This window comes from Actinopolyspora sp. BKK2 (genome assembly GCF_011291845.1).
GTDB lineage: Bacteria > Actinomycetota > Actinomycetes > Mycobacteriales > Pseudonocardiaceae > Actinopolyspora > Actinopolyspora saharensis.
Map to the genome: position 1 here is coordinate 144707 of NZ_JAANTE010000004.1, position 26359 is coordinate 171065.

The 26359-nt window shown below is 70.1% G+C and carries 27 protein-coding genes; 9 read left to right on the forward strand and 18 right to left on the reverse strand.

What is annotated here, in order from left to right:
- Positions 1-214: 214 nt before the first annotated feature.
- From G9Q41_RS10220 to G9Q41_RS10230, 3 genes are all read right to left on the reverse strand, one after another.
- Positions 215-1459 carry a ribonuclease D gene (locus G9Q41_RS10220; RefSeq protein WP_165632676.1) on the reverse strand — a complete coding sequence of 415 codons (1245 nt, stop codon included), beginning with the start codon at positions 1457-1459 and terminating at the stop codon, positions 215-217.
- Between the two features lie 87 nt (positions 1460-1546).
- A complete protein-coding gene (locus G9Q41_RS10225; RefSeq protein ID WP_017976119.1) occupies positions 1547-2200 on the reverse strand; it encodes a response regulator transcription factor in 654 nt (217 codons plus the stop codon).
- 583 nt (positions 2201-2783) lie between these two features.
- On the reverse strand, positions 2784-3362 hold the full coding sequence (locus tag G9Q41_RS10230; protein WP_165632675.1) for a DUF3000 domain-containing protein: 579 nt from the start codon (positions 3360-3362) through the stop codon (positions 2784-2786).
- A gap of 386 nt (positions 3363-3748) precedes the next feature.
- Between G9Q41_RS10230 and hemE the strand changes: the two genes are divergently transcribed.
- From hemE to hemQ, 3 genes are all read left to right on the forward strand, one after another.
- On the forward strand, positions 3749-4837 hold the full coding sequence (hemE, locus tag G9Q41_RS10235; RefSeq protein ID WP_092520261.1) for a uroporphyrinogen decarboxylase: 1089 nt from the start codon (positions 3749-3751) through the stop codon (positions 4835-4837).
- Between the two features lie 8 nt (positions 4838-4845).
- The gene (gene hemG / locus G9Q41_RS10240) at positions 4846-6258 is read left to right on the forward strand and encodes a protoporphyrinogen oxidase (RefSeq protein ID WP_165632674.1); all 1413 of its coding nucleotides are present in this window, start codon (positions 4846-4848) and stop codon (positions 6256-6258) included.
- Between the two features lie 77 nt (positions 6259-6335).
- Positions 6336-7034 carry a hydrogen peroxide-dependent heme synthase gene (gene hemQ, locus G9Q41_RS10245; protein WP_092520264.1) on the forward strand — a complete coding sequence of 233 codons (699 nt, stop codon included), beginning with the start codon at positions 6336-6338 and terminating at the stop codon, positions 7032-7034.
- Between the two features lie 306 nt (positions 7035-7340).
- Here the strand turns inward: hemQ and msrB are convergent, their stop codons facing one another.
- The 3 genes from msrB to G9Q41_RS10260 all read right to left on the reverse strand — a co-directional run bounded on the left by msrB (position 7341) and on the right by G9Q41_RS10260 (position 10295).
- Entirely contained in the window at positions 7341-7775 is a 435-nt protein-coding gene (gene msrB, locus G9Q41_RS10250) for a peptide-methionine (R)-S-oxide reductase MsrB (protein WP_092520266.1), read from the reverse strand.
- Positions 7776-7892: 117 nt separating this feature from the next.
- Complete coding sequence (locus G9Q41_RS10255; RefSeq protein WP_092522453.1) at positions 7893-8201, reverse strand: hypothetical protein; 309 nt, start codon at positions 8199-8201, stop codon at positions 7893-7895.
- Between the two features lie 546 nt (positions 8202-8747).
- On the reverse strand, positions 8748-10295 hold the full coding sequence (locus G9Q41_RS10260; RefSeq protein ID WP_092520268.1) for an alpha/beta fold hydrolase: 1548 nt from the start codon (positions 10293-10295) through the stop codon (positions 8748-8750).
- A gap of 317 nt (positions 10296-10612) precedes the next feature.
- Here G9Q41_RS10260 and G9Q41_RS10265 point away from each other — a divergent pair, with 317 nt between their 5' ends.
- Positions 10613-11515 carry a DMT family transporter gene (locus G9Q41_RS10265; RefSeq protein ID WP_165632673.1) on the forward strand — a complete coding sequence of 301 codons (903 nt, stop codon included), beginning with the start codon at positions 10613-10615 and terminating at the stop codon, positions 11513-11515.
- A gap of 683 nt (positions 11516-12198) precedes the next feature.
- Here G9Q41_RS10265 and G9Q41_RS10270 read toward each other — a convergent pair.
- The 8 genes from G9Q41_RS10270 to G9Q41_RS10305 form a co-directional block, all read right to left on the reverse strand.
- The gene (locus G9Q41_RS10270; RefSeq protein WP_092520272.1) at positions 12199-12825 is read right to left on the reverse strand and encodes an alkaline shock response membrane anchor protein AmaP; all 627 of its coding nucleotides are present in this window, start codon (positions 12823-12825) and stop codon (positions 12199-12201) included.
- 140 nt (positions 12826-12965) lie between these two features.
- Positions 12966-13499, reverse strand: coding sequence for a DUF6286 domain-containing protein (locus G9Q41_RS10275; RefSeq protein ID WP_092520274.1), 534 nt, complete (start codon positions 13497-13499; stop codon positions 12966-12968).
- Between the two features lie 3 nt (positions 13500-13502).
- Positions 13503-13898 carry an Asp23/Gls24 family envelope stress response protein gene (locus tag G9Q41_RS10280; protein ID WP_165632672.1) on the reverse strand — a complete coding sequence of 132 codons (396 nt, stop codon included), beginning with the start codon at positions 13896-13898 and terminating at the stop codon, positions 13503-13505.
- Positions 13895-14074 carry a hypothetical protein gene (locus tag G9Q41_RS10285; RefSeq protein ID WP_092520277.1) on the reverse strand — a complete coding sequence of 60 codons (180 nt, stop codon included), beginning with the start codon at positions 14072-14074 and terminating at the stop codon, positions 13895-13897. The genes G9Q41_RS10280 and G9Q41_RS10285 overlap by 4 nt, the downstream gene beginning before the upstream one ends.
- A 51-nt stretch (positions 14075-14125) precedes the next feature.
- Positions 14126-14422 (reverse strand): hypothetical protein, encoded by a 297-nt coding sequence (locus G9Q41_RS10290; protein ID WP_347567527.1) that lies wholly within the window; start codon positions 14420-14422, stop codon positions 14126-14128.
- Positions 14406-14768 carry a hypothetical protein gene (locus G9Q41_RS10295; protein WP_092520278.1) on the reverse strand — a complete coding sequence of 121 codons (363 nt, stop codon included), beginning with the start codon at positions 14766-14768 and terminating at the stop codon, positions 14406-14408. The genes G9Q41_RS10290 and G9Q41_RS10295 overlap by 17 nt, the downstream gene beginning before the upstream one ends.
- A 90-nt stretch (positions 14769-14858) precedes the next feature.
- On the reverse strand, positions 14859-15401 hold the full coding sequence (locus G9Q41_RS10300; RefSeq protein WP_092520280.1) for an Asp23/Gls24 family envelope stress response protein: 543 nt from the start codon (positions 15399-15401) through the stop codon (positions 14859-14861).
- Positions 15402-15593: 192 nt separating this feature from the next.
- Complete coding sequence (locus G9Q41_RS10305) at positions 15594-16364, reverse strand: pyrimidine reductase family protein (RefSeq protein ID WP_165632670.1); 771 nt, start codon at positions 16362-16364, stop codon at positions 15594-15596.
- Positions 16365-16419: 55 nt separating this feature from the next.
- On the opposite strand from G9Q41_RS10305, the gene zapE reads away from it, so the two are divergent.
- Positions 16420-17460 carry a cell division protein ZapE gene (gene zapE / locus G9Q41_RS10310; protein WP_165632669.1) on the forward strand — a complete coding sequence of 347 codons (1041 nt, stop codon included), beginning with the start codon at positions 16420-16422 and terminating at the stop codon, positions 17458-17460.
- A 70-nt stretch (positions 17461-17530) separates the two neighbouring features.
- Here the strand turns inward: zapE and rocD are convergent, their stop codons facing one another.
- A complete protein-coding gene (gene rocD, locus G9Q41_RS10315) occupies positions 17531-18769 on the reverse strand; it encodes an ornithine--oxo-acid transaminase (RefSeq protein WP_165632668.1) in 1239 nt (412 codons plus the stop codon).
- 390 nt (positions 18770-19159) lie between these two features.
- Here rocD and G9Q41_RS10320 point away from each other — a divergent pair, with 390 nt between their 5' ends.
- A complete protein-coding gene (locus G9Q41_RS10320; protein WP_165632667.1) occupies positions 19160-20008 on the forward strand; it encodes an SGNH/GDSL hydrolase family protein in 849 nt (282 codons plus the stop codon).
- A 96-nt stretch (positions 20009-20104) separates the two neighbouring features.
- Here the strand turns inward: G9Q41_RS10320 and G9Q41_RS10325 are convergent, their stop codons facing one another.
- Together G9Q41_RS10325 and G9Q41_RS10330 are read right to left on the reverse strand one after the other, a co-directional pair.
- Positions 20105-21751: a serine/threonine-protein kinase gene (locus G9Q41_RS10325; RefSeq protein ID WP_165632666.1), complete on the reverse strand. Its 1647-nt coding sequence runs from the start codon at positions 21749-21751 to the stop codon at positions 20105-20107.
- A gap of 138 nt (positions 21752-21889) precedes the next feature.
- A complete protein-coding gene (locus tag G9Q41_RS10330) occupies positions 21890-22342 on the reverse strand; it encodes a peroxiredoxin (RefSeq protein ID WP_165632665.1) in 453 nt (150 codons plus the stop codon).
- Positions 22343-22564: 222 nt separating this feature from the next.
- On the opposite strand from G9Q41_RS10330, the gene G9Q41_RS10335 reads away from it, so the two are divergent.
- From G9Q41_RS10335 to G9Q41_RS10345, 3 genes are all read left to right on the forward strand, one after another.
- A complete protein-coding gene (locus G9Q41_RS10335; protein WP_165632664.1) occupies positions 22565-23161 on the forward strand; it encodes a type 1 glutamine amidotransferase domain-containing protein in 597 nt (198 codons plus the stop codon).
- 114 nt (positions 23162-23275) lie between these two features.
- Positions 23276-24415 carry a Vms1/Ankzf1 family peptidyl-tRNA hydrolase gene (locus tag G9Q41_RS10340; protein ID WP_165632663.1) on the forward strand — a complete coding sequence of 380 codons (1140 nt, stop codon included), beginning with the start codon at positions 23276-23278 and terminating at the stop codon, positions 24413-24415.
- Positions 24416-24449: 34 nt separating this feature from the next.
- Entirely contained in the window at positions 24450-24782 is a 333-nt protein-coding gene (locus G9Q41_RS10345; protein WP_165632662.1) for a DUF2795 domain-containing protein, read from the forward strand.
- A gap of 145 nt (positions 24783-24927) precedes the next feature.
- On the opposite strand, the gene G9Q41_RS10350 is transcribed toward G9Q41_RS10345, so the two are convergent.
- Positions 24928-26160, reverse strand: coding sequence for a serine hydrolase domain-containing protein (locus G9Q41_RS10350; protein ID WP_165632661.1), 1233 nt, complete (start codon positions 26158-26160; stop codon positions 24928-24930).
- Positions 26161-26359: the final 199 nt, after the last annotated feature.

Consider the following 26359-nt stretch of genomic DNA (forward strand, 5'->3'; position numbering starts at 1 on the left):
CGTGCTCCTTCTCGATATGGGTACGCGCCAGGCCGGGCGGAGATGGCAGCCCGACGGAGGGCTACGCCGCTACCGGCCGGTAACGTGCACTCTAGCGCTTATTACCGATCGGTAACCAGCGGGATCGCTGTCTGCTGAACCACACTACGAATCCAACGGTCACACGTGGTTCCGGCCCTCCGCGGTGATCCGCGCCCGGCGCGGCTCCTCCGGGTCACTCCCCGGCCGTGCGCAACGCGTCCGCGATCGCCGCAGCGGTCAGCTCGACCTGCCACTGCCGCGCGCCGCGCTCGCTCAGCACCTCGGCCACCCGCTCCGGTCCGCACTCCTCGGGAGGCTGCCAGCACAACCTGCGCACGAGGTCGGGGAGCAGCAGGTTCTCCACCGGCAGGGCGTTCGCCTCGGCGATCCCGTTGAGCACGTTGCGCACGGCGTTCAACCGGGCAGCCGCGGCCGGATCCCGATCGTGCCACCGACTGGTCGGGGGAGGACCGTCGTTGGCCGGGTTGATCTCGGGAAGCTGGTCCGCGGGCAGCTGCTGGGCGGACTTCAGCGCGTCGAACCACTGCGCGACACGCCTGCGCTGCTGTTTGCCGCTGAAGACCGGCAGCGCAACCAGCTCCTCGCGCGTGCTCGGGTTCTGCTGAGCAGCTCGCACGATCGCGCTGTCCGGAAGCACGCGTCCGGGCGCGATGTCCTTGCGCCGGGCGAGTTCGTCCCGGGTGCGCCACAGCGCCCGCACGACGGCCAGCTGCCTGGGGTCGCGCAGCCGGTGTATCCCGGAGGTGCGCCGCCACGGTTCCGCCCGCGGGGCCGGTGGGGGAGCCGTGCGCACGGCCTCGAACTCCTGGAACGCCCAGTCGAGCTTGCCCTGCTGCTCCAGGTCCTCGTGCAGGGCGGCGCGGAGTTCGATGAGCAGCTCCACGTCGAGAGCGGCGTAGACCAGCCACTCGCGGGGCAGCGGCCTGCGGGACCAGTCCGCCGCACCGTGGCCCTTCTCCAGGCGGTAGGAGAGCAGCTTCTCGGCCAGCGCCCCGAGGGAGACGCGCTCGTAACCGGCCAGGCGTCCCGCCAGTTCCGTGTCGAAGAGCAGCTTCGGTTGCATCCCGAGCTCGGCAAGGCACGGAAGGTCCTGCGAAGCGGCGTGCAGTATCCACTCGACGTCGCTCAGCGCAGTGATGAGCGGTCCCAGCTCTCCCGCCAGCGCGATCGGGTCGATCAACACCGTTCCGGTGCCCTCGCGGCGTAACTGCAGCAGGTACGCCCGCTGGGAGTACCGGTAGCCCGAGGCACGTTCGGTGTCGATCGCGACCGGCCCGCTGCCCGCGGCCAGTGCCGCGGCGGCGAGACGAAGGGACCGGGTCTGCTCGACCACCGGTGGAACACCACCGGAGGGACGTGTCAGCAGTACCGGTTCGGAACGGTCCGGGTCGACGGAATCGGAGTGAACAGTATCCACGGCTCCCAGACGATACGTCCTGCCTCCGACCTGGTGAGCCAAATGGTCCGATTTCGTCGACCCGGCCCGCGCAACAGCGTTATCCGATCATCGAATCACCCCGGCACGCATCGCCAGAGCGACCATCTGTGCGCGATCGCCGGTGCCCAGCTTGCGCCCGATCCGCGACAGGTGACTCTTCACCGTGAGAGCGGACAAGTTGAGCGTCTCGCCGATCTCCTTGTTCGATCGGCCATCGGCCACCAGCTGCAGCACTTCGATCTCGCGAGCGGACAGCTCACGCGGTGTGTTGTCGGTTCCCGGGACTCGGGTACCGGCAGCGAGCACCGGGGCCACGTTCGGGTCGGCGTACACCCCGCCGTCGAGTACGCGGCGCACCCCGTCCGTCACGACCGTGGGTGAGGCCGATTTCAGCAGGTAAGCCTGAGCTCCTGCCTGAAAGGCGGCGCGCACCGCGTACGGGTCGTCGGAAGAGGCGAGCACCACGATTCGCGGCCAGCCCTGGGTACGTAATTCGGTAACCAGGTCAACGCCTGTCCCGTCCGGCAGCCCCAAATCGAGCACTGCTAGATCGCACGGACCGGTTGCCAAGGCACGTGCCTTGGCCTCGGCCATCGATGCGGCTTCGTGCACCGTGCCGGCGCCCATCTGCAGCAGCCGGGAGGATATGGCCTCCCGGAGCAGCGGATGATCGTCCACCACGAGCACCGTGAACAGCTCTTCCCGCGGATGCGGAACCATGTTCGCCGGCAGTGTGCCGGCTGGCGTGGTACGAGCGGCCTGACCTAAGCCGACGGCAGCCACGTCACTACCTCCCTGGAGTCGGTCGTGCCCCCCGACCGGCACCGGGACTCTCGGCCAATCAGCCGCGCCACTGATCGACCGAAAGTGGTGTCGTTCAAGTTGTAGCGTAACCGTCCGAGCGGATTATTGGGACGATCAAATGGGTATGTATCCCGATCGAGTTGTTCTCGAAGGGACTCTTCTTCACTCTTTCGGGTGGTAGTCGAAAACGGTGTTAACACCAGTGCGTGTTCATTCGATAAAGAACTTTCCTGGTGGGACGAGTACGCGCTCAGCGGTAGGGAGCGGGGGCGTCGCGCCACGCGGAGGCGTGCGGAGGCGATACCGGCGAGGACCGGCGGCGCCGCGCGGACGCCACGTCGATTGTTGCCGGTTTTCCCATTCGCGGAAGTGACTCCCGACATGCGGGAGCAGCGGGCAGGTGTGCCATTCGTCTCGCCGGGGTCAGCGAGGCACCCGAGGTGCTCGGTCGCGGTCCGGGGGCGCCCGGTGGTTCCCCGGTGCGCCCCCGGAGGCGGGGTCAGAGGTTCCTGCGGCGCTCAGCGGAGCGGCTGCTCAGCACGCTCACCCCCACGGGGGGCAGGCCCGCTGCCGCGGAGAGCAGCTCGTGGAAAGCACGTGCGTGCGCGGACAGCTCCTCGTCCAACGGGGTCCAGGAGCCACGCAGCTCCAGCTCGTGCTCCTGCTCCGGGAGGGCGAGCTCGCCGAACTTCGTCGAGGAGGAGACCGTGACCGTCCCGCCGAGGGCGGTGTGCGACGTGCCGCAGGAGCGCAGCGCTCCGGTCAGCCAGGACCAGCCGAGTTCGGTTATTCCCTGGTCCCCGGCCAGGTCCTGGTTCACCTCGGCGCGCAGGTAGACCACCAGGCGCAGCACGCCCTGCCACGAGGGCGGCCCGTCCGGGTCGTGCAGCAGCACCAGCCGCGCGGTCACCTCGGTCCCGCTCGGTCCACACGTCTCCGCACCCAGCGCGTAGGTCCACGGAGCGAGGCGTTTCGGTGGGCGGATCTCGTCGAGTTCAATCTCCCTACGTGGTGTGAGGGACTTCAACGCGGCAACCGCGTCCCGAAAAACAAGGGGAATCGCCGACATCTCGGTCACGGCAGGTAACTGTAAGCCCGCTACGCTCCCGAGTGGTGACGCCACGCCGTGGATCATCGACAACTTCCTCCGAAGGAAGTCGGATTCCCGGCTGTGCCGGGAACAGCGGGTCGCGCGGACCGGGGATGGGGTCGCGCGCGAGGCAGGACCGGACGAGGTCCGTCGTGCACGGCGTGCGAGCATGACCTCGGGTCCGTCCCGACGGATCCGATCACCCGCAGGGGCGTACAGTGGCTCGTTCCTGCCGTGCTCCCGCCTGCCTCGCGTGACGGGAAACGCGGTGCGCTGCCACGATGCACCCCGCCCTGCCCTGCGGCGCTTCGCCGTGACCGTTGCGGACCGTGCCAGCCCACGGCCCTTCCGCCCTTACGACCAGCGGAGTTTTCATGAGCCTTCCCGCGAACGTGTCGAACCGCCGTCAACTCGACGAGGCGCCGCTGCTCGTGGCCGCACGTGGTGGCACTCCGGCGCACACGCCGGTGTGGTTCATGCGTCAGGCGGGGCGCTCGCTGCCGGAGTACCGCCGCACCCGCGAAGGGGTGCCGATGCTGCGGGCGTGCCTGACCCCGGACCTGGTCAGCGAGATAACGATGCAACCGGTGCGCAGGCACGGGGTGGACGCGGCGATCCTGTTCAGCGACATCGTGCTCCCGCTGTACGCCTCCGGAGTGGAGCTGGACATCGTCGCCGGGACCGGACCCGTCGTCAACCGGCCGGTGCGCGGCGCGGCGGACGTCGCCGCCCTGCCCGCGCTGCGGGCCGAGCAGGTGGAAGGGGTGGCCGAGGCGGTCCGGACCCTGGTCGCGGAACTCGGCGATACTCCGCTGATCGGGTTCGCCGGGGCGCCGTTCACCCTGGCCTCCTACCTCGTCGAGGGAGGCCCCAGCCGCAACCACGAGCGCACCAAGGCCCTGATGCACTCCGAACCGGAGACGTGGCACGCCCTGCTCGGCAAGCTGGCCGAGACCACGCTCGAGTTCCTGCGCGTCCAGATCGACGCGGGAGTGGACGCCGTCCAGCTGTTCGACTCCTGGGCGGGCGCGCTCTCCCCGCACGACTACGCCACCTACGTGCAGCCGCACACGAACAGGATCCTGCGCGGGGTGGCCGAGTACTCGGGAGACGAGGTGCCGCGGATCCACTTCGGCGTGGGCACCGGTGAACTGCTCACGGCGATGCGGGACTCGGGGGCCAGCGTGGTCGGGATCGACTGGAGGGTCCCGCTGGACCGGGCGGTGAGCAGGCTCGATCCCCAGGGGCACCAGCCGCCCGTGGTGCAGGGCAACCTCGACCCGGCCGTGCTGTTCGCCGGCTGGGACGCCGTGCGGGGCGAAACCGAGCGGGTGCTCGCGGAGGGGCGTTCCGCCGGTGGGCACATATTCAACCTCGGGCACGGCGTGCTGCCCGACACGGACCCCGACGTGCTCACGCGGATCGTGGAGTTCGTGCACTCCTCGAGCGCGAGTCGGCGGTGAGGTGACCGATGCGCAGGGTGGCCGTCGTCGGAGCCGGGATATCCGGGCTGACCGCCGCTTACCGGTTGCGCCGCCTGCTGGGCGAGACCGCCGAGATCGTCGTGCTCGACCGGGCGGAGCGCATCGGGGGGAAGCTGCACACTCCCCGGGTAGCGGGGAGGGGCTACGACCTCGGGGCCGAGGCCTTCCTCGCCCGCCGTCCCGAAGTCACCCGGCTGGCCGAGGAACTGGGGCTCGGCTCGGAGCTGGTGTACCCGAGCGGGGCCTCGGCGCGGATCAGGGCGGGCGGTGCGAGCCATCCGCTGCCGAGCGGGATGTTCATGGGGGTGCCCGCCTCGGCCGAGGCCGTGAGTCACGTGCTCTCCCCCGGGGCGTGCCGCGCGGTCGCAGCTGAGCCCGGACTGCCCCCGCTCCGGATGACGGGCAACGACGCCTCGCTGGGTGAACTGCTCCGCGAGCGGTTCGGCGCCGAGGTCGTGGAGCGTCTGGTGGAGCCGCTGCTCGGCGGGGTCTACGGCGGGTCGGCCGACGCGCTGGGACTGCGCGCGACGATGCCGGGGCTGGCCGACGCGCTGGACGCGGGCGCGAAGTCGCTGACCGAGGCGGTCAACGAGGCCATGCCCGCCCCGACCCCGCGGGGAAGTGCCAAGCCTCCCGTGTTCGGAGCCTTCGAGGAGGGCTACGAAACCCTGGTCAACGCCCTGGAACGTCGCTCGGGGACTCGAGTCGAACGCGGGGTGACCGTGCGCCGGTTGTGGCGCGAGGGAGGTGGTTGGTCCCTCGTCACGGGATCGGCCGCCCGGCCGGGGAGGCTCGACGCCGACGCCGTGGTGCTCGCCGTGCCCGCCCCGGCCGCCCGCGGGCTGCTGGCCGAGAGCGTTCCCGAGGCCGCGGCGGGATTCGCGGAGATCTCGCTGGCGTCGATGGCCGTGGTGGGCCTGGCCCTGCCTGCCGAAGTCGAGCTGCCCGCGTCCTCGGGGGTGCTCGTCGCGCGCGGGGAGCGGCACCGGGACGGAACGGCCTTCACCGCCAAGGCCTTCACCCTCTCCAGCCGCAAGTGGCCGCACCTGCGCGGGCGCGGCGGTGAGCGTCTCGTGCGGGCCTCGGTCGGCAGGGGCGAACCCGGCGAGCTCCGGATCGACGACGCCGAGCTGCTGCGCCGGGTCCGCGCCGATCTGGCCGAGCTGACCGGTGCGACGGCCGAGCCCCTCGACACCGCCGTCGTTCGCTGGGGTGGGGGGCTGCCGCAGTACGGGGTCGGCCACGCGGAGAAGGTGGCCGGGATCGAGGACGCGGTCTCCCGCGCCCCCGGGCTCGAGGTCGCCGGTGCCTCGCTGCACGGGGTGGGGGTGCCCGCCTGCGTGGGCACGGGGGAGACGGCCGCGGTGCGGATCGGCGAATTCCTCGCGGGACCGGGCTGAGCGCGCGGTCGCGCGGTGGCGCGCAGCGTGGTCGACCTCTCCACGAAACTCGCCCGCGCCGGTGGCAGACTAGCGGTATGGCCCGCCTGAACTATGCCGAACTGAACGAGACGATCCGTTACACCATGTGGTCGGTGTTTCGGGTTCGCCCCGGGGAGCTGCCCGAGGACAGGGAGAAGGCCGGGGTCGCGACCAAGGAGTTCCTGGACGGTCTCGAGGACTCCTCCGACGTCGTGGTGCGCGGTGTCTACGACGTGTCCGGTCTGCGGGCGGACGCCGACTTCCTGATCTGGTGGCACGGCCCGCGCATCGAGGACGTGCAGGCCGCTTACACGGATTTCCGGCGCGACACCCCGCTGGGCCGGGCGAGCGACCCGGTGTGGAGCAACGTGGCGGTGCACCGGCCCGCCGAGTTCAACAAGAGCCACGTCCCGGCCTTCCTGGCGGGCGAGGAACCCCGTGCCTACGTGTGCGTCTACCCGTTCGTGCGTTCCTACGAGTGGTACCTGCTCCCGGACGAGGAGCGCCGGGAGATGCTCGTCGAGCACGGCAAGGAGGCGCGGGAGTACCCCGACGTGCGCGCCAACACGGTCCCGGCCTTCGCGCTGGGCGACTACGAGTGGATCCTGTCCTTCGAGGCCGACGAGCTCTACAGGCTGGTCGACGTGATGCGCAAGCTGCGCGCGACCCAGGCCCGGTTGCACGTGCGCGAGGAGACGCCCTTCTACACCGGTCACCGCGTCGAGCCGGAGAAGCTGGTCGCCCGGCTTCCGTGAGGACTCGGCTCCCCGACCCGGTCCCCGGTCGTGTGACGGCTTCCGCTCGGTCGTGCTCGACGGGAGCGGGCGGCCGGGGCCGGCCGCCCGGGCTGTCGGTCCGGTTCCCGCGGCGGGGCGCTGCCGAGCACCCTCGTCGCCCGCGGCGGTGCTTTCCGAGGCGTTCCCGGGAGCGCGACGTCGTCCCGGGCGCCGAGCAGGAGCTCGCGACCGAGGAAGTGGCCGAGACCGCTGTCACCGAGAGCGGGGCACCCCGCTCGGTGTCGCAGTTTCCGATGAGCTGAAGGAGCGGTCCCGGCCCGGGGGTCAGCTCTCGGACTCGCCGCTTTTCACGAGTCGCAGCGCGACCGAGTTGATGCAGTAGCGCTGATCGGTCGGGGTGGGGTAACCCTCGCCCTCGAAAACGTGCCCGAGGTGGCCGTGGCACGAGGCGCAGAGCACCTCGACGCGGACCATCCCGTGCGAGCGGTCCTCGCGCAGCAGCACGGCGTCGGAATCACTCGGGTCCCAGAAGGAGGGCCAACCGCAGTGCGACTCGAACTTGGTCGTGCTGCGGAAGAGCTCCGCCCCGCAGGCCCGGCACTCGTAGACGCCCTCGGACTTCTCCTCGACGTACTCCCCGCTGTACGGGGGTTCCGTGGCTCCCTTGCGCAGCACGGCGTACTCCTCGGCGCCGAGCTGCTCCTGCCACTGCTGTTCAGTTCTGGCGACCTTGGGGGTGGCTCCCACTACCGGATCCATACCTCCACGATAATCCGGCGAGGTGCGCCGGCCCAGTCGGTGAGCACGCCGTTCGAGGACTTGCTGCCGTTCCTGTCGCGATACTCACAGGAAGGCCTCCACCAACCGGTGAAGGGATCAACCGGCGAAGGTCGCGGTCATGTACACCAGGGCGTTCCACACCGTGAGCCCGACCCCGAACAGCATCAGCACGACCAGTAGCACGGCCACGATTCTGCGTTCGCCGCGTAGTCGGTTGGTGCTGTGCGCGAAGTCCCCCACCCCGCGCAGCATTCCCTCCACGGTGGCCCTGGATTCGCACCGCTGTATGCGGTCGAGATGCGCGGCGAACTCCTGGGCCTCGGGGTCGTGCGGGTCCAGCCCGATCAGATCGTCGGCGAAGCGGCCGGCCGGCTCGTCCGGTTCGCCGTGCTCGGCACGTGCCATGGTCACAACGGTAACTTTCGGTGCGGGGGTGTGCGGAAGATTTCACACCGTCGTAGGCAGGGACAGTGCTTCGAAGGCGGGAGCATCGCTTGCTCGGTTCCCCACAGTGATGTTCAGCGATTGCCTCTCGCCCGTACGGCGGTAGCGATGCGGATCGGAGACGGGAGAGGATCGGCCCGTCGAAGTTCCTGCGATCGGGAGGCCGTCATGGAACGAACGGTAGTGTACGTCGCCACGGAGACCCACTTCAGCGGTTGCAGCTGCTGCAGCAGCTGCAGCGGACCGTCCTGCGGGTGCTGCAGCAGCTGCTGACAGCGCTCCGTCCGGTGTGCTCGTTCGGCCCGCCGGGGTCCGGTCTTCCCTCGCGCCGCCGTGCCGAGGCCGGCTCCGGCGGACCGAACGGCCGCTGGCTCTCCCACGACGTGCTCTCGCGAGCGCGATCCCGACGTCGTGTGGCTCGCTCTCGGCGAGATCGAGATCTCGGCTATCGCCCCCGCAGGAGGTTCCACCGCGGGACCACCTGCGACGACCGAGTCGTCGACCCCCTCACGCCGGGCAGGCCGTCCCCTCGGGAGGAACGGCGCCCTCCGTGAAGAAGCGCCCCACGATCCTGGTGACGCAGTCCGACTCGCCGATCGCGCCGTGCCCGCTTCCCAGCCAGTTCACCTCGACACCGCTGGACAACCTGCCCGCCGTGTTCTTGCTCCCCTCGGCAGGGGTGAGCGGATCGTGCTTGGTGCTGATCACCGGAACGGGCGGTAGCTCACCGCGCTCGGGCGCCGGAAGCGCTTCCTGGGGGCGCGGCCACAGCGAACACTGAACCAGCCGTTGCGCGAACACCCCGCCGAACAGCGGGAGACTGTTGGTCCACTCGCGGGCGACGTTGCTCGCGCGCTCGGGCGGAAGGCGCAACATCGTGTCGTTGCAGCGCGTGATCATGCGCGCGTCCAGTCGGTTCACCCCCGGATCCGGGGAGCGGACGAACGTGGCGAGTTCGCTCGCGTCCCCGTCGCGCGCAGCGGCCAGCGCCCTCTCGAGGCGCGGCCAGGACTCCCGGTCGGTGAGCCCGTGCAGCACCGCGCGCACCAGCTCGCCGGAGCGCAGCGGTTCGTCCGCAGTGGGCAGACCGTCCGCCCGGGAACGCTCGACGAGGTCGTCCACCAGCGCGCGCGGCTCGTCGCCCAACGGGCAGTTCCCCGAATCACCGCACGCCGAGGCGAAGGCGTCGAAGGTGCGTTCGGCGCTGCGCGCCCGCTGCTTCGTGCGGGCCAACGTCTCGAGCACCGGGTCGGGAGCGCCGTCGAGGACCGTCCTGCCCACCGAGCCGGGATGCTGCTGGGCGTAGGTCGTGAGCACGCGCGAGCCCTCGCCCCGGCCGATGGCGTGCAGCCGGGGCACCCCCAGCTCGATGCGCAGTTCCTCCAGGTCGTCGGCGGCCCGTCTGGTGTCGTAGGCCTGGGCGCGCTGTTCGAGCTCGAGCAGGCACTCCTTGCTGGCCGAGCGGATCGAGTCGTTCAACTCGTCCAACTCGGACTTCTCGGTGGCCCGCGGGTCGAATCCCGTTATGGTCGCGCGGTTCTGCGCTGGGACGCAGTTGGCGGCGTCCGATTCACCGGTGCCCCTGCGGTCCAGTCCGATGACGGTGTACTCGCGCAGCACCCGCTCGGGGAGGCGCAGCGCGAGCCGGGCGGCGAAGGTCGTGCCCGGCTCGCCGCGGATGTCGTTGACCACGACCAGCGGGACCTTGCCGGTTCCGACGCCGAGCAGCGAGAGCCGCATCGTCCCCCGGTGTCGCGTCCCCGTGGGGCTGAGGCTGGTGTTCAGGTGCGTGCACGAGAAACGCGTTCCCGCGGGGACCTCGACGTCGCCGAGCTCGTTCTTCGTCGCCGTGGTGCAGTCGCGCCAGCCGAGCGCGTCCTGACTCCGCGGGCCGAGCGGGGGGACCGGCTGCTGCTGAGGAGTCCCGCGGTCGGGAGGAACCTGCTGCTCACTGCCGCGGTAGGCCACAGCGGGGCGGTCCGAGGGGCCCGCCGAACACCCCGCGACCACCAGTAGCAACAAGACGGCGCAGGCTCGTCCGATGATGCGCGGCACGGATGCTCCTTCGTACGCTGTGCGGCGGTCCCTCCAGCGGATGGTCCTCACCGTCGAGAGCATCGCACGGCGGACGTGAGCCGCGAGTTAACGGGTTCACGCGCAAGAGAGCGCCCGGAACCCTTCCGCGCCCCGCCGAACACCTCGATCCGCGAGGCGGTCCCCGTCCAGCGGGAGCCGAGGGGACCTCCGGGAACTCACCGGACTGCGCGGTTCGCATATTCTCACCGGCGGTGTGTCGCGGGGCAGGAGCGGTCTTCGGCAACCGCGGAAACGTCGATCGGCCGTGATCGGTCGGAACGGAGTGGAACACGAACGTGGAGCACACGGAAGAGCGAACCGTCAGTCGGCATCCCCTCGGACGGTTCGGCAGGCTGTCAGGAAGGGCGTTCGGAGCGGTTCCGCCGCCGATGCTCGTGGTCACCGGGATGATCAGCCTGCAGGTCGGTGCTGCCTTCGCCAAGCAGCTCTTCGCACTAGCCGGACCGTTCGGGGTCAGCGCGGTCCGGCTCACCTTCGCAGCGCTGGTGCTGCTGCTGGTGTGGCGCCCGTCCCCGCGGATGGACCGGAGGACCTTCCTCGTGGTCGCAGGCTACGGCGCTGTGCTGGCCGGGATGAACGCCAGCATCTACCAGGCCTTCGAACGCATCCCGCTCGGAGTGGCCGTCACGATCGAGTTCCTGGGGCCGCTCTCGGTGGCCGTGTTCGGATCGCGGCGCAAGCTCGACGTGGTGTGGGCCGTGCTGGCCGCCCTCGGGGTGCTGCTGCTGTCCAGAGTGGAAGGCGGACTCGACCCCGTCGGTGTCGGTTGCGCGCTGCTGGCGGCCGCGTTCTGGGGCGGCTACATCATCATGGGGGCCAAGCTCGGCGACCGGACCACCGGTGGCGGGGGTCTCGCCGTGGGGATGGCCGTCGGAGCCGTCCTGGTGCTGCCGTTCGGGGTGGTCGAGTCGAACACCGCCCTGCTGAACCCCGAAGTGCTGGCGATGGGACTGGTGGTCGCCCTGATGTCCTCGGTCGTCCCCTACTCGATGGAACTGGAGGCCCTGCGGCGCATACCTGCGCGGGTGTTCGGAGTGCTGATGAGCCTGGAACCGGCGGTGGCCGCGCTTGCGGGGCTGATCGTGCTGCGGGAGGGGCTGAGCGCCCTGCAGTGGTTGGCCGTCGGGTGCGTGGTGGTTGCTTCCGTCGGGGCAACCAGGAGCGGCCAACGCGGATAGACGTGCGCTGGCTGGGCTGCGTGCGTGGTTGCTTAGCCGGCACGTGAGTCGGCGCCTTGCTGTGTTGGGCCGCTCTTGAGTAGCGACCTACGCGACGAGCGGCCCGGCCGTGCAATGCATCCGACTCACGCACCGGAGCTTCTCCTCCTGCTCAGGCTCAAAGCGCTCGCGTTGGGGTGAGACTTTTTCGGGGACTGGCTTGTCGTGGGTGGTCACTTGGCGGAACCTCAGTCGGCGCCCGGCTGCGGGTGCCCCGACATCGGGTAGCGACCTACACAACGTCGGGGCCATCCTCGCCGGGCACTCGACTGAGAACCCGCGGCGGTGCCGACTGCGTAGGCTCGTAAGCGCCCGCGTTGGGGTGGCAGGCTTTTCGGGGACTGGCTTGTCGTAGGTGGTTGCGTGGCGGAGCCTCGGTCGGTGCCTTGGGAGTGTTGGGCCGCTCTTGAGTAGCGACCTACGCGGCGAGCGGCCCGGCCTTGCAATGCATCCGACTCACGCACCGGAGCTTCTCCTCCGGCTTGGGCTCAAAGCGCTCGCGTTGGAGTGGCGGCTTTCCGGGGACTGGCTTGCCGTGGGCGGTCGCTTGGCGGAATCCCGCGGCGGTGTGGTTGCTCGGGTGGGTGCCGGTGGTTGTGCTGCTCGCACGTCGAGCGTTCGGCCGTCTTAGCGGGTCGGCGGTTTCAGCGAACCCGCTGGCCGCGGGAGCGGTCCAGCTCCAGCTTGATGGTGGTGGGCAGCGAATCGGTTTCGAGGGCGCTCCGTGCCCTGGACAGCACCTTGTGGTCCAGTTCGTCCCACACCTGGCGGACGTCCGTGTCGTCGCGCAGCGACAGCACCATGCGCAGCCCGGGGTGTTCCGGGGTCCCCGTGGTGCGCACCCTGACCCCGACGACACCGGTCACCTCGTGCGCGTCCGCGCGGACGGCCTCGCTCAGCGCCGAACCGGACAGCGAGGTCCTGCCCGCGGCTCCGCCCCCCAGGTGGAGATTCGGCCGCGCTTCGGGGCGCAGTGCGTGCGTGATCCACCAGACCCCCAGCACCACCAGCACGATCCCCAGCACCGCCGCCACCGCGAGGGCGATGCCCGGGTTCGAGATCACCCAGCTGCGCGTGAGCGGGTCGAGCAACGGACGACGGGCGCGGTAGGTGCCGAGAACTCCGGAGCCGACCAACAGCGCGAGCACCCCCGCGGCCAGGGCGATCACCCCCACGATCGAGGTGACCGCCCGTTCGAAGGCCAGTGGGCGGGAAACTCCGGCAGGGGAGTGCTTTCCGACCGCTGTCCTGCTCGACTGTTCTGCAATCATCGGTTTCTCCCGGACGAGGCCTCGGCTTCTCACAGGGCTTTTCCGAACGTGACCGACCGGTGTCGGGACACCCGCTCACGGGGTCGCGAGAGGTTCCGCCGAGCGGGCGCCCACGCGAGGGGAGCAGCGGAGAACACCGGTCAGCTCCGCTTGGTGGGGCGGACCGTCACGGAAACCCGCGGGGTGGTCACCAGCGGCAGGTCGTCGATCGTGGCGCGTGCCGTGTCCGCCAGCCTTCGCTCGAGGTCGCCGACTTCGGTGAACTCGCTGACCGCGGTCACGCGCACCGCCTTGCGCCGCGCCACGACCGTGGCCTTGGCCACGCCCTCCTGCTCACGCACCTTGCGCCCCACCAGCCTGGCGAGCGAGCGCGGTCCGGTGACCACGGCGACGCCCTCGGCTGGATCGTGCAGTCGGACGTCCCCGCGCCCGGCCCGCAAGCCGAAGAGCAGCAGCAGCGCACCGAGAACGGCCGTGACCGCCGCTCCCGCTCGCACGACGGGCGCGTTCCAGGAGAGCGTCCGCAGCTCTGCTTCGAGAGAAGTCCGCTCCAGCAGGAACGTCCCCTCCAGCGGAGGGATCGCCGTCCACACGAGTTCGGCCAGCAGCACCGCTCCCGCCGCCAGCAGGAGCAGGCCGAGCAGCGCTGTCAGGAAACGGACGAATGGGCGCATCGATCACTCCACTCGGGGGGCGGACGCCTGCGGGACCAGCGCGGTCACCCGTACGTCGACCGAGGCGGCCCGACACCCCGCGAGGCGCTCCAGCTCGCCCCCCACGCGTTCGCGCACGGCCCGGACGGTGCTCGCCACGGGGGCCGGATAGCGCAACGCGAGATCGAGGTGCACGTGCAGTTGCCGGTCGGGGCCGGTCACGTGCGCCGTGGCACCGTGCTTGCCCGTTCCGATCCCCGCGACGCGGCGCGCGACCGGCACGCAGTCCGGTTCGAGGTTCGCGGCGTGTTCGGCGATCTTGCGCAGCACGGACCGGTCGATCCGCAGCTTCCCCCTGCGGGCGGGCTCGGCGCGCTCGTCCTCGACGGAGGGTTTCGTGGAATCGAGTGTGCCGGTCAACGGTCCCTGCCCCGCCCGAACAGATCTCCGAGCTCCATTCCGCCGTCCACGAAGCGGCCGACGCCGAAACCGATCACACCCACGGCTATCGTGATCAGGAAGGCGGTGAAGCCGCCCACGGCCACCGCTACTCCGAGGATCAGTCCGGCCAGCAAACCGGTCTGGGTTGCGTTCAAGGCGAAAACCTTCCTATTCCGTCGCGCGGGGTGCGTGGTGCTTCTTCGCTCTCATACGACCCGCGGACCACGTTTGCGGCGAGCCCGCCACTCCCGCAGCCGGGCCAGCAGACCGCGCGGACCACGCCGCCGCACGACCACGATCGGGGCCTCACCCCGCTCCGCACGTCGGGGGGCCGTCGGTCGGGAGTGCCCGCACGCCCCGTCCCGTACCGCCTGGAGCTCGGCCACGCGTGCCGCGAAGAGCTCGGGATCCCCGCCGACGTCCGGGTGGTTGGTGCGCACGAACTCGCGCAACCTGGCCCGCGCGTCGGTTCCGTCCGCCGCGCGCTCATTCGGTGAGCTCACCGCGATCACCTGCCGTCCGAGGGGGTTCCTCCGGTTCGTCCGGGGTGAGCACGTCCGCCACCGTGACGTCGACGGGCGAGTCCCCGACGACCTCACGCAGCCCGGCCCGGATCTCGTCCACGAGCTCGGGGACCGGTCGCAGCAGTCGCAGCACCACGCAGACCTCCGCCGTGCCGACACCGTCCGGATCGACCCGCACTCCGGTCACCCGCCGTCCGGGCAGGTAGGTGGCGACGGTGCCGTGCTCCCCACCGTCGAGTCGCACGACACAGGGGTGCCCGAGCACCGCCTCGGCTATCCGTTCGGCGTGTGCCCCCCGGAGGTCATCGGCGTTTCCGCTGTTCAAGGGTCTCTCTTTCGGGTTTCGGCAGCACGGGCCCAGCGGACCCGGGCCCTCCGGTCCGGGCGGAGTCCGAGCGGATCGGGGCGGACGCGATCATTGCACGCGTGATCCGCTTCCGGTAGTTCCACCGCTGTCCTCCTCGTCGTCGGAGGGCAGGTGGACGTCGTTGACCGAGATGTTGACCTCGGTGACCTCGAGCCCGCACATCCGCTCCACGCTGTGGATCACGTTGCGGCGCACGGAACGGGCGAGATCCACGATGGCGGCCCCGTACTCCACGACGATGTCCAGGTCGATCGCGGCCTGCCGCTCGCCGACCTCGACCTGCACACCGGAGATGTTGGAACTCCCGTTACCGCCGGGGATCCGTTCGCGCAGGGCGCCGAAGGCGCGGGAGACCCCTCCGCCCATCGAGTAAACCCCCGAGATCTCCCGGGCCGCTATGCCCGCGATCTTCTGCACCACGGACGAGGCGATGCTGGTCTTGCCCTCGCTGGTGTCGTCGGCCAGTCGGGCCGGGGTCCCCCCGGAGCGGGATTCCGGGATGCCGGCCACGTCGCTGCCGCTCGACTGCTCCGAGCCGGAACGCGTCGCGGTCGAGCTCGTGGACGACTGAGTGCCACCGGACTGGGTCATGTTCGACTCCCTTCGGGAAGGATCTCGTCGTGGCCGTTCACCCTCCCGGGAGACCCCGGGGTGAAGAGGCCGTGCTCCCGTTAAGATGTTAGTTCCGTCTCCGCTGTTCCGGCGCGATGCGTGATGCCACCCGATCGGGGGAAGTGGTTGCGCAGCGGATCCCCTGGTGCCGCGCGCCTCGGCAGCTGCGGATCACTCCGGAGCTCTTCCGTAGCGGAGCAGCAGCACGGAGTCGTCGACGTGCAGGGCCGACAGCAGCCGCATCCCGCGTGGCGTCCCCGCACCGTCGCCCGCGGCGATCCGGCCGGTCCTCCCCCCGGTCAGCAGCGGAGAGATCGTCAGGCAGAGCTCGTCGACCACATCAGCGGTTATGAGCGAGTCGAACAGCTCGGGACCCCCTTCGCAGCCGATCCGGTACAGCCCGCGTTCCCCCAACTCCCGCAGCGCGGTGGGCGGATCGACCTCCTCGGTGCCCGCGACGATGACATCAGCCCCCGCGCTCGCCAGCTCGGAGCGCCACTGCCGCGGTGCCGCCGAACTGGTCAACACGATCGGGGTCGCGATCGTGTCGGTTATGAGCGGGGAGTCGACGGGGACCGAGCCGCTGGAGCTGACCACGGCGATCGGGGGCAGTTCGCTCAGCCCGTGCTCACTGCGCCGCCTGCTGCGGACCTCGGTGCGGCGCACCCCGCGGTATCCCTCGGCCAACGCCGTCCCGGCGCCGACGAGCACGACATCGGAGAGATCCCTGATCAGGCCGAGCACGCGTTGGTCCGTCGGGCTGGACAGGCCCCGCGAACTGCCGTGCACCGCGACCGCCCCGTCGAGACTGGAGACGAAGTTCACTCTCACCCACGGGCGGCCCAGCGCGGCGGGGTAGGCGTAGAACTCCTCCAGGGCATCGACGCCGGGAAGGGCGCTGTCCACCTGTTTCGTTGCGGAAGTCGGCCACAGCTGGTGCATTGCACCATCTCAGCATGCCGTTCGAGGAGTGCGGGCGGACGGTTACAGTTCCCCCATGAGCACCGCGCGCCTGGTGGAACGCCATCCCGAACTGGGTTCCGAGGAGCTGGTGGCCGCGCTGGCGCCGCCGCCGCGCTTCGACGAGGCCCGGTTCGAGAACTACGTTCCGAACCCGGAGGAACCGAGCCAGGCGGAGGCGGTCGACAGGTGCCGCGAGTTCGCCTCCGAGGTCGGCGACTCCTCCGCCAAGGGCGGTTCGTGGTTCCGGGCGCTGTTCGGTCGTGGTTCCAAGTCCTCGGCAGGCGGCGGGCGGCGGCCCGGGCTGTACCTGGACGGCGGCTTCGGCGTGGGCAAGACGCACCTGCTGGCCTCGATCTGGCACGCCGTGGAGGGGCCGAAGGCCTACGCCACCTTCGTCGAGCTCACCAACCTCGTGGGAATTCTCGGGTTCAACGAGGCCGTGCGCAGGCTGTCCGGGCATCGCTTCCTGGCGATCGACGAGTTCGAGCTCGACGACCCCGGGGACACGATGCTGGTGACCCAGCTGTTGTCCAAGCTGACCGAGGCCGGGGTGCGGGTGGCCGCGACCTCGAACACGCTGCCGGACAAGCTCGGGGAGGGCAGGTTCGCCGCGGTGGACTTCCTGCGCGAGATCCACGCCATGGCCGAGCGGTTCAACGTGGTGCGCATCGACGGGCCCGACTACCGTCACCGGGACGTGGTCGAACCACCGGAGCCCCGGGACGACGCGGAGCTTCGCGAGCTGGCCGAAGCCACCCCTGCCAGCACCCTCGACGACTTCGAGGAGCTGTGCGCGCACCTGCAGCGGGTGCACCCGTCGAAGTACGGGCGGATGGTCGACGAGGTGTCCGCGGTGCACCTGAGCGGGGTGCGCGCCGCTCCGAACCAGGGGGTGGCCCTCCGACTGGTCGCGCTGGCCGATCGGCTCTACGACCGGGCGGTGCCCGTGCGGAACTCGGGGAGTCCGCTGTCCGCCCTGTTCACGGAGGAGATGCTCGAGGGCGGTTACCGGAAGAAGTACCTGCGCGCCTTGAGCAGGCTCACCGCGCTGTCCAACGAGCTCGTCAGGTCGTGACCCGCCCGGCGGTGGGCCCGTCGGGCGGGACCTGCTCGCCCGCGGGAGGGGAAGCCTCCCTCGGCGCGGCTCAGCTGGTGGTCAGCACCTCCGCGATCGCGTCCAGCCCGGTTTCGAGGTCCTGCGGGGACATCACCAGGGGCGGGGCTATGCGCAGCGTGCTGTCCTGGGTCTGCTTGCACAGCACGCCGTGCTGGAGGAGCTGTTCGCAGACCTGACGACCGGTGGGGCCTCCGGGGGCGATGTCCACCCCGGCCCACAGGCCGCGTCCGCGCACCTCGGAGACGCCGTGACCGCGGAGCTCGTCGAGGCGGTGGTGCAACCGCTCGCCGAGTTCGCGGGCCCTTTCCTGGAACCACCCGTCGGACAGCAGGCGCACCACGGCACGTCCCACGGCGCAGGCCAGCGGGTTCCCGCCGAAGGTGGACCCGTGCTCGCCGGGGTGGAGGACTCCGAGCACGGAGCGGTCGCCGACCACGGCCGACACGGGGACGATCCCGCCTCCCAGGGCCTTGCCCAGGGTGTACAGATCGGCGCGAACCCCCTCGTGGTCGGTGGCCAGCAGCTTCCCGGTGCGGGCCAGCCCGGACTGGATCTCGTCCGAGATCAGCAGCACGTTGTTGTCGTCGCACAGCTGTCGCAGCCCGCGCAGATATCCTTCCGGCGGGACCACGACCCCCGACTCGCCCTGGATCGGTTCGACGAGCACCGCCGCGGTGTTCGGGGTGATGGCCTCCTCGACGGCTTCGGCGTCGCCGTACTCGGTGACGACGAAGCCCGGTGTGTAGGGCCCGTACTCGGCGCGGGCGTCGGGATCGGTGGAGAAGGAGACGAGCGTGGTGGTCCGGCCGTGGAAGTTCGAGCCGGCCACGATGATCTCGGCCCGCTCCTCGGGAACCCCCTTGACCCGGTAGGACCACTTGCGGGCCACCTTGATCGCTGATTCCACCGCCTCGGCCCCGGAGTTCATGGGCAGCACCATCTCCGTGCCGGTGAGCTCGGCCAGCTCGCGGCAGAACGGTCCGAACTGGTCGTGGTGGAAGGCCCTGCTGGTGAGGGTCACTCGGTTGAGCTGTTCCGTGGCGGCGGCGACGAGATCGGGGTGGCGGTGTCCGAAGTTCAGCGCCGAGTACCCCGCGAGGAAGTCCAGATAGCTGTGACCATCCACATCGGTCATCCGGGCTCCGGACGCCGTCGCCAGCACCACCGGCAGCGGGTGGTAGTTGTGCGTGGAGTGGGCCTCGTCCAGCGCGATGAAGTCGGAAGTCTCGGAGGGCGTGTCGCGCACGCCGGGTACGGCCGCTGTCATGGCAACAGGCTATGTCCTCGCAGCGACAGTTTCAGCCGGGACGCATTGCTTTTTCCGAAGCTTCGTTGCGTCGTTCCGGGCCACCGGCTTGTTTCGTTGTCCCGCCGGGCAGCCAAGGACCGTTTCGTCAGGGGAGGGGGTTTGCGCGTTTCCCGAACGGTGAATCGGTGGTGCCCGCTGCAACGGCTGATCGGGGGCGCGGCCGTCGTCGTTGGTGGAGGGACACCGCGGGGCGCCGGGGCGGAAAACCGGGGGATTCGAGCGCGGAGCTCCCGCCGAGCGGTGTCACACGATCGTAGCGATTCGCACTTGATCCTCCGCGCGTACCTTTTGTGGCTCTTCGCGCACTGATAGTCACAGTGCGTCGATCAAGGTCACCGGAGGTGAGCCGTGCGCAGGTCCGTGCTGTCCAGTTGTCTTTCAACCGCCTTCGCCGTAACGCTGCTGCCGTTGTCCGCCCCCGTGGCCACGGCCGCGGACGCGGAGAGCTCCGACTCGCTCGAGTACGTGGCGCTCGGGGACTCCTACGCCTCCGGGGTGGGCACGGGAGACTACATCGGGGAAAGCGGTGACTGCCGCAGGAGCGAACTGGCCTATCCGAGCCTGGCGGCGGCCGAGGCGGGAGCCGAGAGCTTCGCCTTCGCCGCCTGCGCCGGTGCGGAGACCGCCGACGTCCTGGACGGGCAGCTCACCCCGTTGAGCCGGAGCACCGACGTGGTCACGGTCTCCGTCGGCGGCAACGACGCCGGGTTCGTCCCCGTGGTGACGAGCTGCGCGACCGGGGGAGACCAGGCCTGCGACGACGCCGTCACCGAAGCGGAGAACTACGCCGCGGAACAGCTTCCCGGGCAGCTGGCCGACACCTACGACGCCATCGCCGCGAAGGCCCCCGAAGCGCGAGTGGGCGTGGTGGGATACCCACGCCTGTTCGAGCTCGGTGCCTGCCTGTCCCCGCTGAGCGAATTCGAGCGGCAGCGCCTCAACGAGGCGGCCGAGACGCTGAACCGGGCGATTTCCGAGCAGGCGCGCGCCGCGGGCTTCACCTTCCTGGACGTCGAGGACGACTTCGAGGGGCACGGCGCGTGCGGGGCACAACCCTGGATCAACGGGGTCTCCTACCCGGTCGGGGAGTCGTACCACCCGAACGCCGCCGGGCACGAGCGGGGAATGCTGCCGAGCGTGGTCGAGTTCCTGTCCGGAGCGCAGCGGACGAGCTCGGTGCCGCCTTCGGCGAGCTGACGGTGCTGCGCGGAGGTGGCGCGGCTCCCCTCACGAGGTCGGCCGGGCGAGCGCCGGTCCGGCCGGCGCGGAGGCCGGACCGGCGCTCGTGGACGATCAGAGCAGTCGGGGGTCGTACCTGCTCGGCGCGTACTGCTGCAGCGCGGCGCGCAGACGTCTGGCTTCGCGCCGCCGCTTCCACCAGCCGCCACTGGCACCGATGGTGAATATCCTGCTTCCGCCGTGGTACTCGCGAACGCGGTGCCACCAGCGCGACTCGGGCAGGGAGCTCGGCGGGACCCACACGGCCAGGGCCTGCTTCTTGCCGGAGCCGACGAGACCGACCCGGCCCACCCTGCTCCAGGGGATGTCCCGGTGCAGTCCCATCCGGCTCACCCGGATCCCGTCGGGGTTGATCTTGAGTCGGATCGCGGGTATCAGTGCGTTCGCCAGGGAGAGCACTGCGCTGAGCAGCAGCAGGAAGACGGCGAGCATGAACACTGCCGCGGTCTCGCCCGACACGCTCAAGTCCGTTCCCGTCCGCACCGTCGCGTAGGCGAGCAGCGCCGAGAACCCCGACCACAGCAGTGCGCCCGCCCTGCCCGCCGTGCGGAACACGGGGCCGGGCAGCTCGTCCCGCACCGTCTGCGGTGGATCGGCGCGGTGGTGTCCGGAGTCGGCGTTGCCCGCCGTGGCGGGGGAACCCGCGGGAGGAGGTGGTGCGGCCGCTCCGGCTGCGGAAGGCGACTGCGGTGCGCGAACCGAGGGGCCGTGCCCCGAGTCCGGCCCTGGTCCCGTCACCGTGGCCGAGGCGGGGGCCACTGCGGTGCCGCCCGCTCCTTCCCGCCGGGCGGGCGGTTGCTCGTGGTCCGGTGCTTGCCCGTGGAGCACCCGTTCCAGCTGGGCGGTGTGCCCGTTGATCAGTGCTTTCACGTCCGCGGGCAGCCACTCGGCCGAGAAGCGCTCCGAATTCCCGAGGGTGTCGAGCAGTTCGCCGGTGCTCGGTCGCGCGTTGGGATCCTTGGCGAGACAGGCGGCGACCGGGGAGCGCACCGCCTCCGGGAGCGCGCTCAGGTCCGGCTCGTTGTGCACCACGCGGTAGAGCATGGCCGCGGTGTTCTCGTTGCCGAACGGGGCCGCGCCGGTCGCCGCGAACGCGAGCACCGCTCCCAGCGAGAACACGTCGCTCGGTGGGGCGACCTCGCTGCCTGTGGTCTGTTCGGGGGAGAAGAATCCCGGTGTTCCGAAGAACATCCCGGTTGCGGTCATGCCGGTCGCGGCCATGGCGCGGGAGATCCCGAAGTCGATCACTCGGGGGCCGTCCGGGCCGAGCAGCACGTTCGCCGGTTTGAGGTCCCGGTGCACCAGTCCGGCCCGGTGCACGGCCTGCAGGGCTTCGGCCAGCCCGGCGCCGAGTCCGAGCACCGTGCTCTCCGGGAGCGGGCCGTGCTCGGCGACGGCCTGGTGCAGCGTGGGCCCCGGAACGTATTCGGTGGCCAGCCAGGGATGAGCGGACTCCGGGTCGGAATCGACCACGGTGGCGGTCCAGAAACCACCTACCGCGGCCGACATGCTGGCTTCGCGGCGGAATCGTTCGCGGAACTCGGAGTCCTCGGCGAGCTCCGGTTTGGCCACTTTCACCGCTACGGGGCGTCCTCCCCTGGACACCCCGAGGTATACCGCGCCCATCGCGCCCTTGCCGATGCGGGCGAGTAGCCGGTAGTCGCCGATCTTGTCCGGATCGCCGGCCAGCAACGGCTGCACTGAGATCGTCCCCCTTCACCGATTCGTTCCCAAGCGTACGGGCTCCGGTTCACCGGTGGTGCACGAACCGGTCGGGGAGCACGTGGCCGGCGACGGCCCGAGGTGCGCGGAGCGGACGGGACGGTAGGAGCGCTTCGCTCAGTTCCGGGCCCGGAGGAACTCGATCGTCCTGTCGGCGTGTGCCGCCGTGCGGAACTCGCTGCGGATCACGTGCAGCACCCGCCGGTCGCGGTCGAGGACGAACGTGTGCCGTTTGACGGGCAGCGGCCCGAACCCGCGCCGTACGCCGAATTCCCGCGCCACCTCCGCGTTCCCGTCGGAGAGCAGCGGGAACCCCAGGGAGTTCTCGGCGGCGAAACGGGACTGCTCGTCCACCGGGGCGGGACTGATGCCCACCGGCTGCGCCCCCAGCGTGGCGAATCGGTTGGCCAGGTCCCTGAAGTGGCGGTTCTCCGCGCCACACCCCGCGGCCATCGCGGCGGGGTGGAAGAACAGGACCACGACACCCCCGGTGAGCAGGCCGGACAGCGAGCGGGGAGTTCCGTGCTGATCGGCGAGTTCGAAATCCGGCGCGAGCTCCCCAGACTGCACTGATACCTCCGCTGGTCGGCTTCGGTCGTGTCCCAACCTACCTGTTCGGCCGGGATCGGTGGTCGCGGTCGAGGTTTCGGCTTCCGCGGAAGCGGGTAAAGCGGGGTGACGAGCCGGTCGGCGAGCACCGTCGTCAACGTCCCGGCGTGCGGACGAGCCGATCACGGGCCGGTTCACGTTGGTCCGGCTGAAGACCGTTGAACGAAATGGGGTGATCGTCGGATGGCGGCGAGCTTGGATGGATTGCGGGTCGCCTTCCTGGTGGCACCGGAAGGCGTGGAGCAGGTCGAACTGACCGAACCGTGGCGCGCTGTCGGTGAAGCGGGTGGTCAGGCCGAGCTGGTCTCGGTCTCCTCCGGGGCCGTCCAGGCGTTCAACCACCTGGACAAGGCGGACACCTTCACCGTGGACAGAACCGTCGACCGGGTGGGGGCCGCGGACTACGACGGGCTCGTGCTGCCGGGAGGTGTGGCCAACCCCGACGCGCTGCGGCGGTATCCGGAGGCCGTCCGCTTCGTCGGGGGATTCTTCGCCGCGCAGAAGCCGGTGGCAGCGATCTGTCACGCCCCGTGGATGTTGATCGAAGCCGATGTGGTGCGGGGCAGGAACGTCACCTCCTACCCCAGTCTGGCCACGGACCTGCGCAACGCCGGGGCGAACTGGACCGACGAGCAAGTCGTCGTGGATTCGGGGCTGGTCACCAGCCGCACTCCCGATGACCTGAACGCGTTCTGCGCCAAGCTGGTGGAGGAGGTCGCCGAGGGCAAGCACCGTGCCCAGGCCCGCAGTGCGCATCGGGAGGAAGCGGAAACGGGTTAGTGAAACTCCGGCGCCTGGTAACGGAGCAGGTGCCGTGGGTCCGTTCCGCGTTCGAGAGAGACACAACGGTGGCTGGAAGAAGGCCACGAGATCATCAATAGGAGAACGACTTCCATGAAGCTCGGGTATCTGCAGGACGTGTACGAGAACAGTGGGCCGTTCGTCACGGTCTACCTGGACACTTCCGGCGACGACCAGGACGCGAGCAAGGAGATAGCGCTGCGCTGGCGGTCCGCGCGTGAGCAGCTGTCCCGGAACGGGGCCGAGGAGCACGACCTGCGGGCCATCGAGAACGTCGTCGCCGAGCACGGATGGCGTGCCGGGAAACGTGGTCAGGTGCTGGTCGCTGCAGGCGGAGAGGTCGTTTTCCAGGACGAGCTGCCCGAGGCACCCGAGGAGTTCTCGGACGACGAACTCGCGAGGGTCGGACCGTTGCCGCATCTGATGCCCTACCTGCGGTTGCGTAGTTCCCGGATTCCCTACGTGCTGGCCCTGGTGGACCAGACCGGGGGCGACCTGCACGTGGTCGATGCCGGGCGACACAGCGGCAGCACCACCGTCCAGGGGGACGGGGAGCCGGTCCACAAGAGCAGCCAGGCCGGTGAGGGCTCCGAGAAGCATCACCAGAACGTGGTCGAGGAGCAGTGGCAGCGCAATGCGAAGCAGATAGCGGACGAGATCGACAAACAGTCGTTGCACGTCGGGGCCGAGATCATCGTGCTCGCCGGGGACGTGCAGATGCGCAAGCTGGTGCACGAGAACATGCGCAAGGGACTGCAGGACTCGGTCCACGCGACGGAGGCGAGCCATCGGGACCGCAACGCCTCGGAGGAGAGCCTCCAGCGTGAGGTGAGCGAAACCGTGCGGTCCGCCGTGCGGGAGCGGGTGAACGCGACGGTCGAGGAGTTCGACCGTGAGCTGGGTCAGCACGACCGGGCGGTGAACGGCTGGGCCGACACCGTGGGAGCACTGCAACGCGGTCAGGTGCGGACACTGCTGCGCAGCAGGCAGGAGGTCGGTGAACCTCCGGAGACCCTCTGGACGGGGCCGGAACCGAATCAGATCGCCACCGAGCGGCGGACCCTGACCGAGTTGGGCGTCGCGGAGCCCGAAAGCGTCTCCGCCGATGCCGCCGTGGTGCGCGCGCTGATCGGCACCGATGCCGAGCTCGTGCTGATCGATCCGGAACGGAGTCGGCTGACCGCGGGAATCGGAAGCGTCCTGCGTTACAGCGACTCGGGCGGCGGGAACTGATCCGCGCCCGTAGAGACCGATTGGAGGAGAGACGGTGACTACGACCGACAGGAAGAGCCTGCACGAGAGCCTGTCTTCCGTGGATTTTCCGGCGAGTAAGGAAGACCTGGTGACGCACGCCGAGAACAACGGGGCCGACGCGGAGACCCTGGCGGCCCTGCGTGCGATGCCGCGCGCGGATGACTACGGCAACATTACCGAGGTCGAGCGGTCCGTGCTGTCGGACACGGCGGCCGAGCAGGGACAGAGCGACGCGGACAAGGCCGAGCAGAACACCAGGCACACGGCCGACGGCCTGGCGGAGCACGAGACCAGGACCTCGAGCAATCCGATCGTGGAGGAGCTCGGGGAGAACCGCGGCAGCTGACCCTGCACCGGCTCCGCCCCGCCACGGCGTGGCACCGCGCTGCGTCGACGCCGTGGCGGGGGTCCGGGGCCCGGCGCCGGAACATCTGCCCGAGCAACCGGGCCCGCCGAGTGAGCCCCTGTGCCAACCGAGCCGATGAACCCTTTCAGTCCACGAGGGCCTGGTAGACGAGGGGTTGCAGCTGGGTACGGATCGGGTGCGCGCTGGAGGGCATGAGCTGGGTCAGGAACAGCACGGTGAGCTCTTCGGCCGGGTCCACCCAGAAGGCCGTGCTGGCCATGCCGCCCCATGCGTACTGTCCCTGGCTGGCGAGCACCTTGGCGGCCTGCGGGGATTCGTTGACCGAGAAGCCGAGACCGAATCCCTTGCCCGCGTTGCTCGTCTCGGAGAAGGCGCCCATGGCGATGTCGGCCAGGTCGGCCCCTCCGGGCAGGTGGTTGCGGGTCATGAACCCCACGGTCCTGCTGCCGAGCAGCCGGGTTCCCTCGAGAGCTCCGCCGCCGAGCAGCATCTGCGTGAATCTGTGGTAGTCGCGTGCGGAGGAGACCAGTCCACCACCACCGGACAGCACGCGCGGCCGGTGGCTGCTCACCCGGTTCAGCCGCGTGTTGCGGACGGCCAGGCCGTTTTTGTCCGCGCTGTACAGCGCGGCGAGTCGATCGAGCTCGGATTCGCCGACCGCGAAACCGGTGTCGCGCATGTCCAGCGGCTCGAACACGTTCTCGCGGAAGAACTCGTCCAGCGTTCTGCCGCTGATCACCTCGACGACGCGCCCGAGCACGTCGGTGGCCACCGAGTAGTTCCAGGACCGCCCGGGGTCGAACAGCAGCGGCAGTTCGGCCCAGGCGGCGCAGGCCCCGGCGAGGTCCGTCCCCTCGGGGTAGCCCGCTTCGAACCCCCGCTCCCGGTACATCTGGTCCACCGGGTGGATGCGGTGGAAACCGTAGGTGAGCCCGGCTGTGTGGGTGAGCAGGTGCCAGATCCGGACCGGCTCGGTCGCCGGACGGGTTTGCGGGGCTTCGGCCGGGCCGTTGACGTAGACGCGCGGCTGGGCGAACTCCGGGATGTGGTCGGCCACCGGATCGGTCAGCTGGAGAAGGCCCTGCTCGTAGAGCATCATCGCCGCCACGGAGGTGACCGGTTTGGTCATCGAGTAGATGCGGAAGATCGTGTCGCTTTCCACGGGGAGCCCGGCTTCCACGTCCCGCAGTCCGTGGGTGCGCAGGTAGCCGATCTTGCCGTGCCTGGCGATCAGCACGAGCCAGCCGGGCAGTCTGCCGTCGGCCACGTACTTCGCGAAGTGGTCCTCGATGCGCTGCAGCCGTTCGGGGTCGAGCCCCACGTCCGCGGGCGCGACCTCGGTTTGCAGTTGCCCCACGCCGAACTCCTCTCCGTGCCGGTTACGACCACCGGGTTCCGCTCGTCGCCGATCTTCGGGTACGCGGGGACAGGACGCAACGGGTGCCCGCGCGGAGTACGGCCCCGCTCGCATTCTGCTGCATCCGCGCGAGGGGCGCCGCGTACGCGGGGACGCTTCGTGCGCAACGCCGGTTTCGCGTTTCCGGGCTCGATGGCCC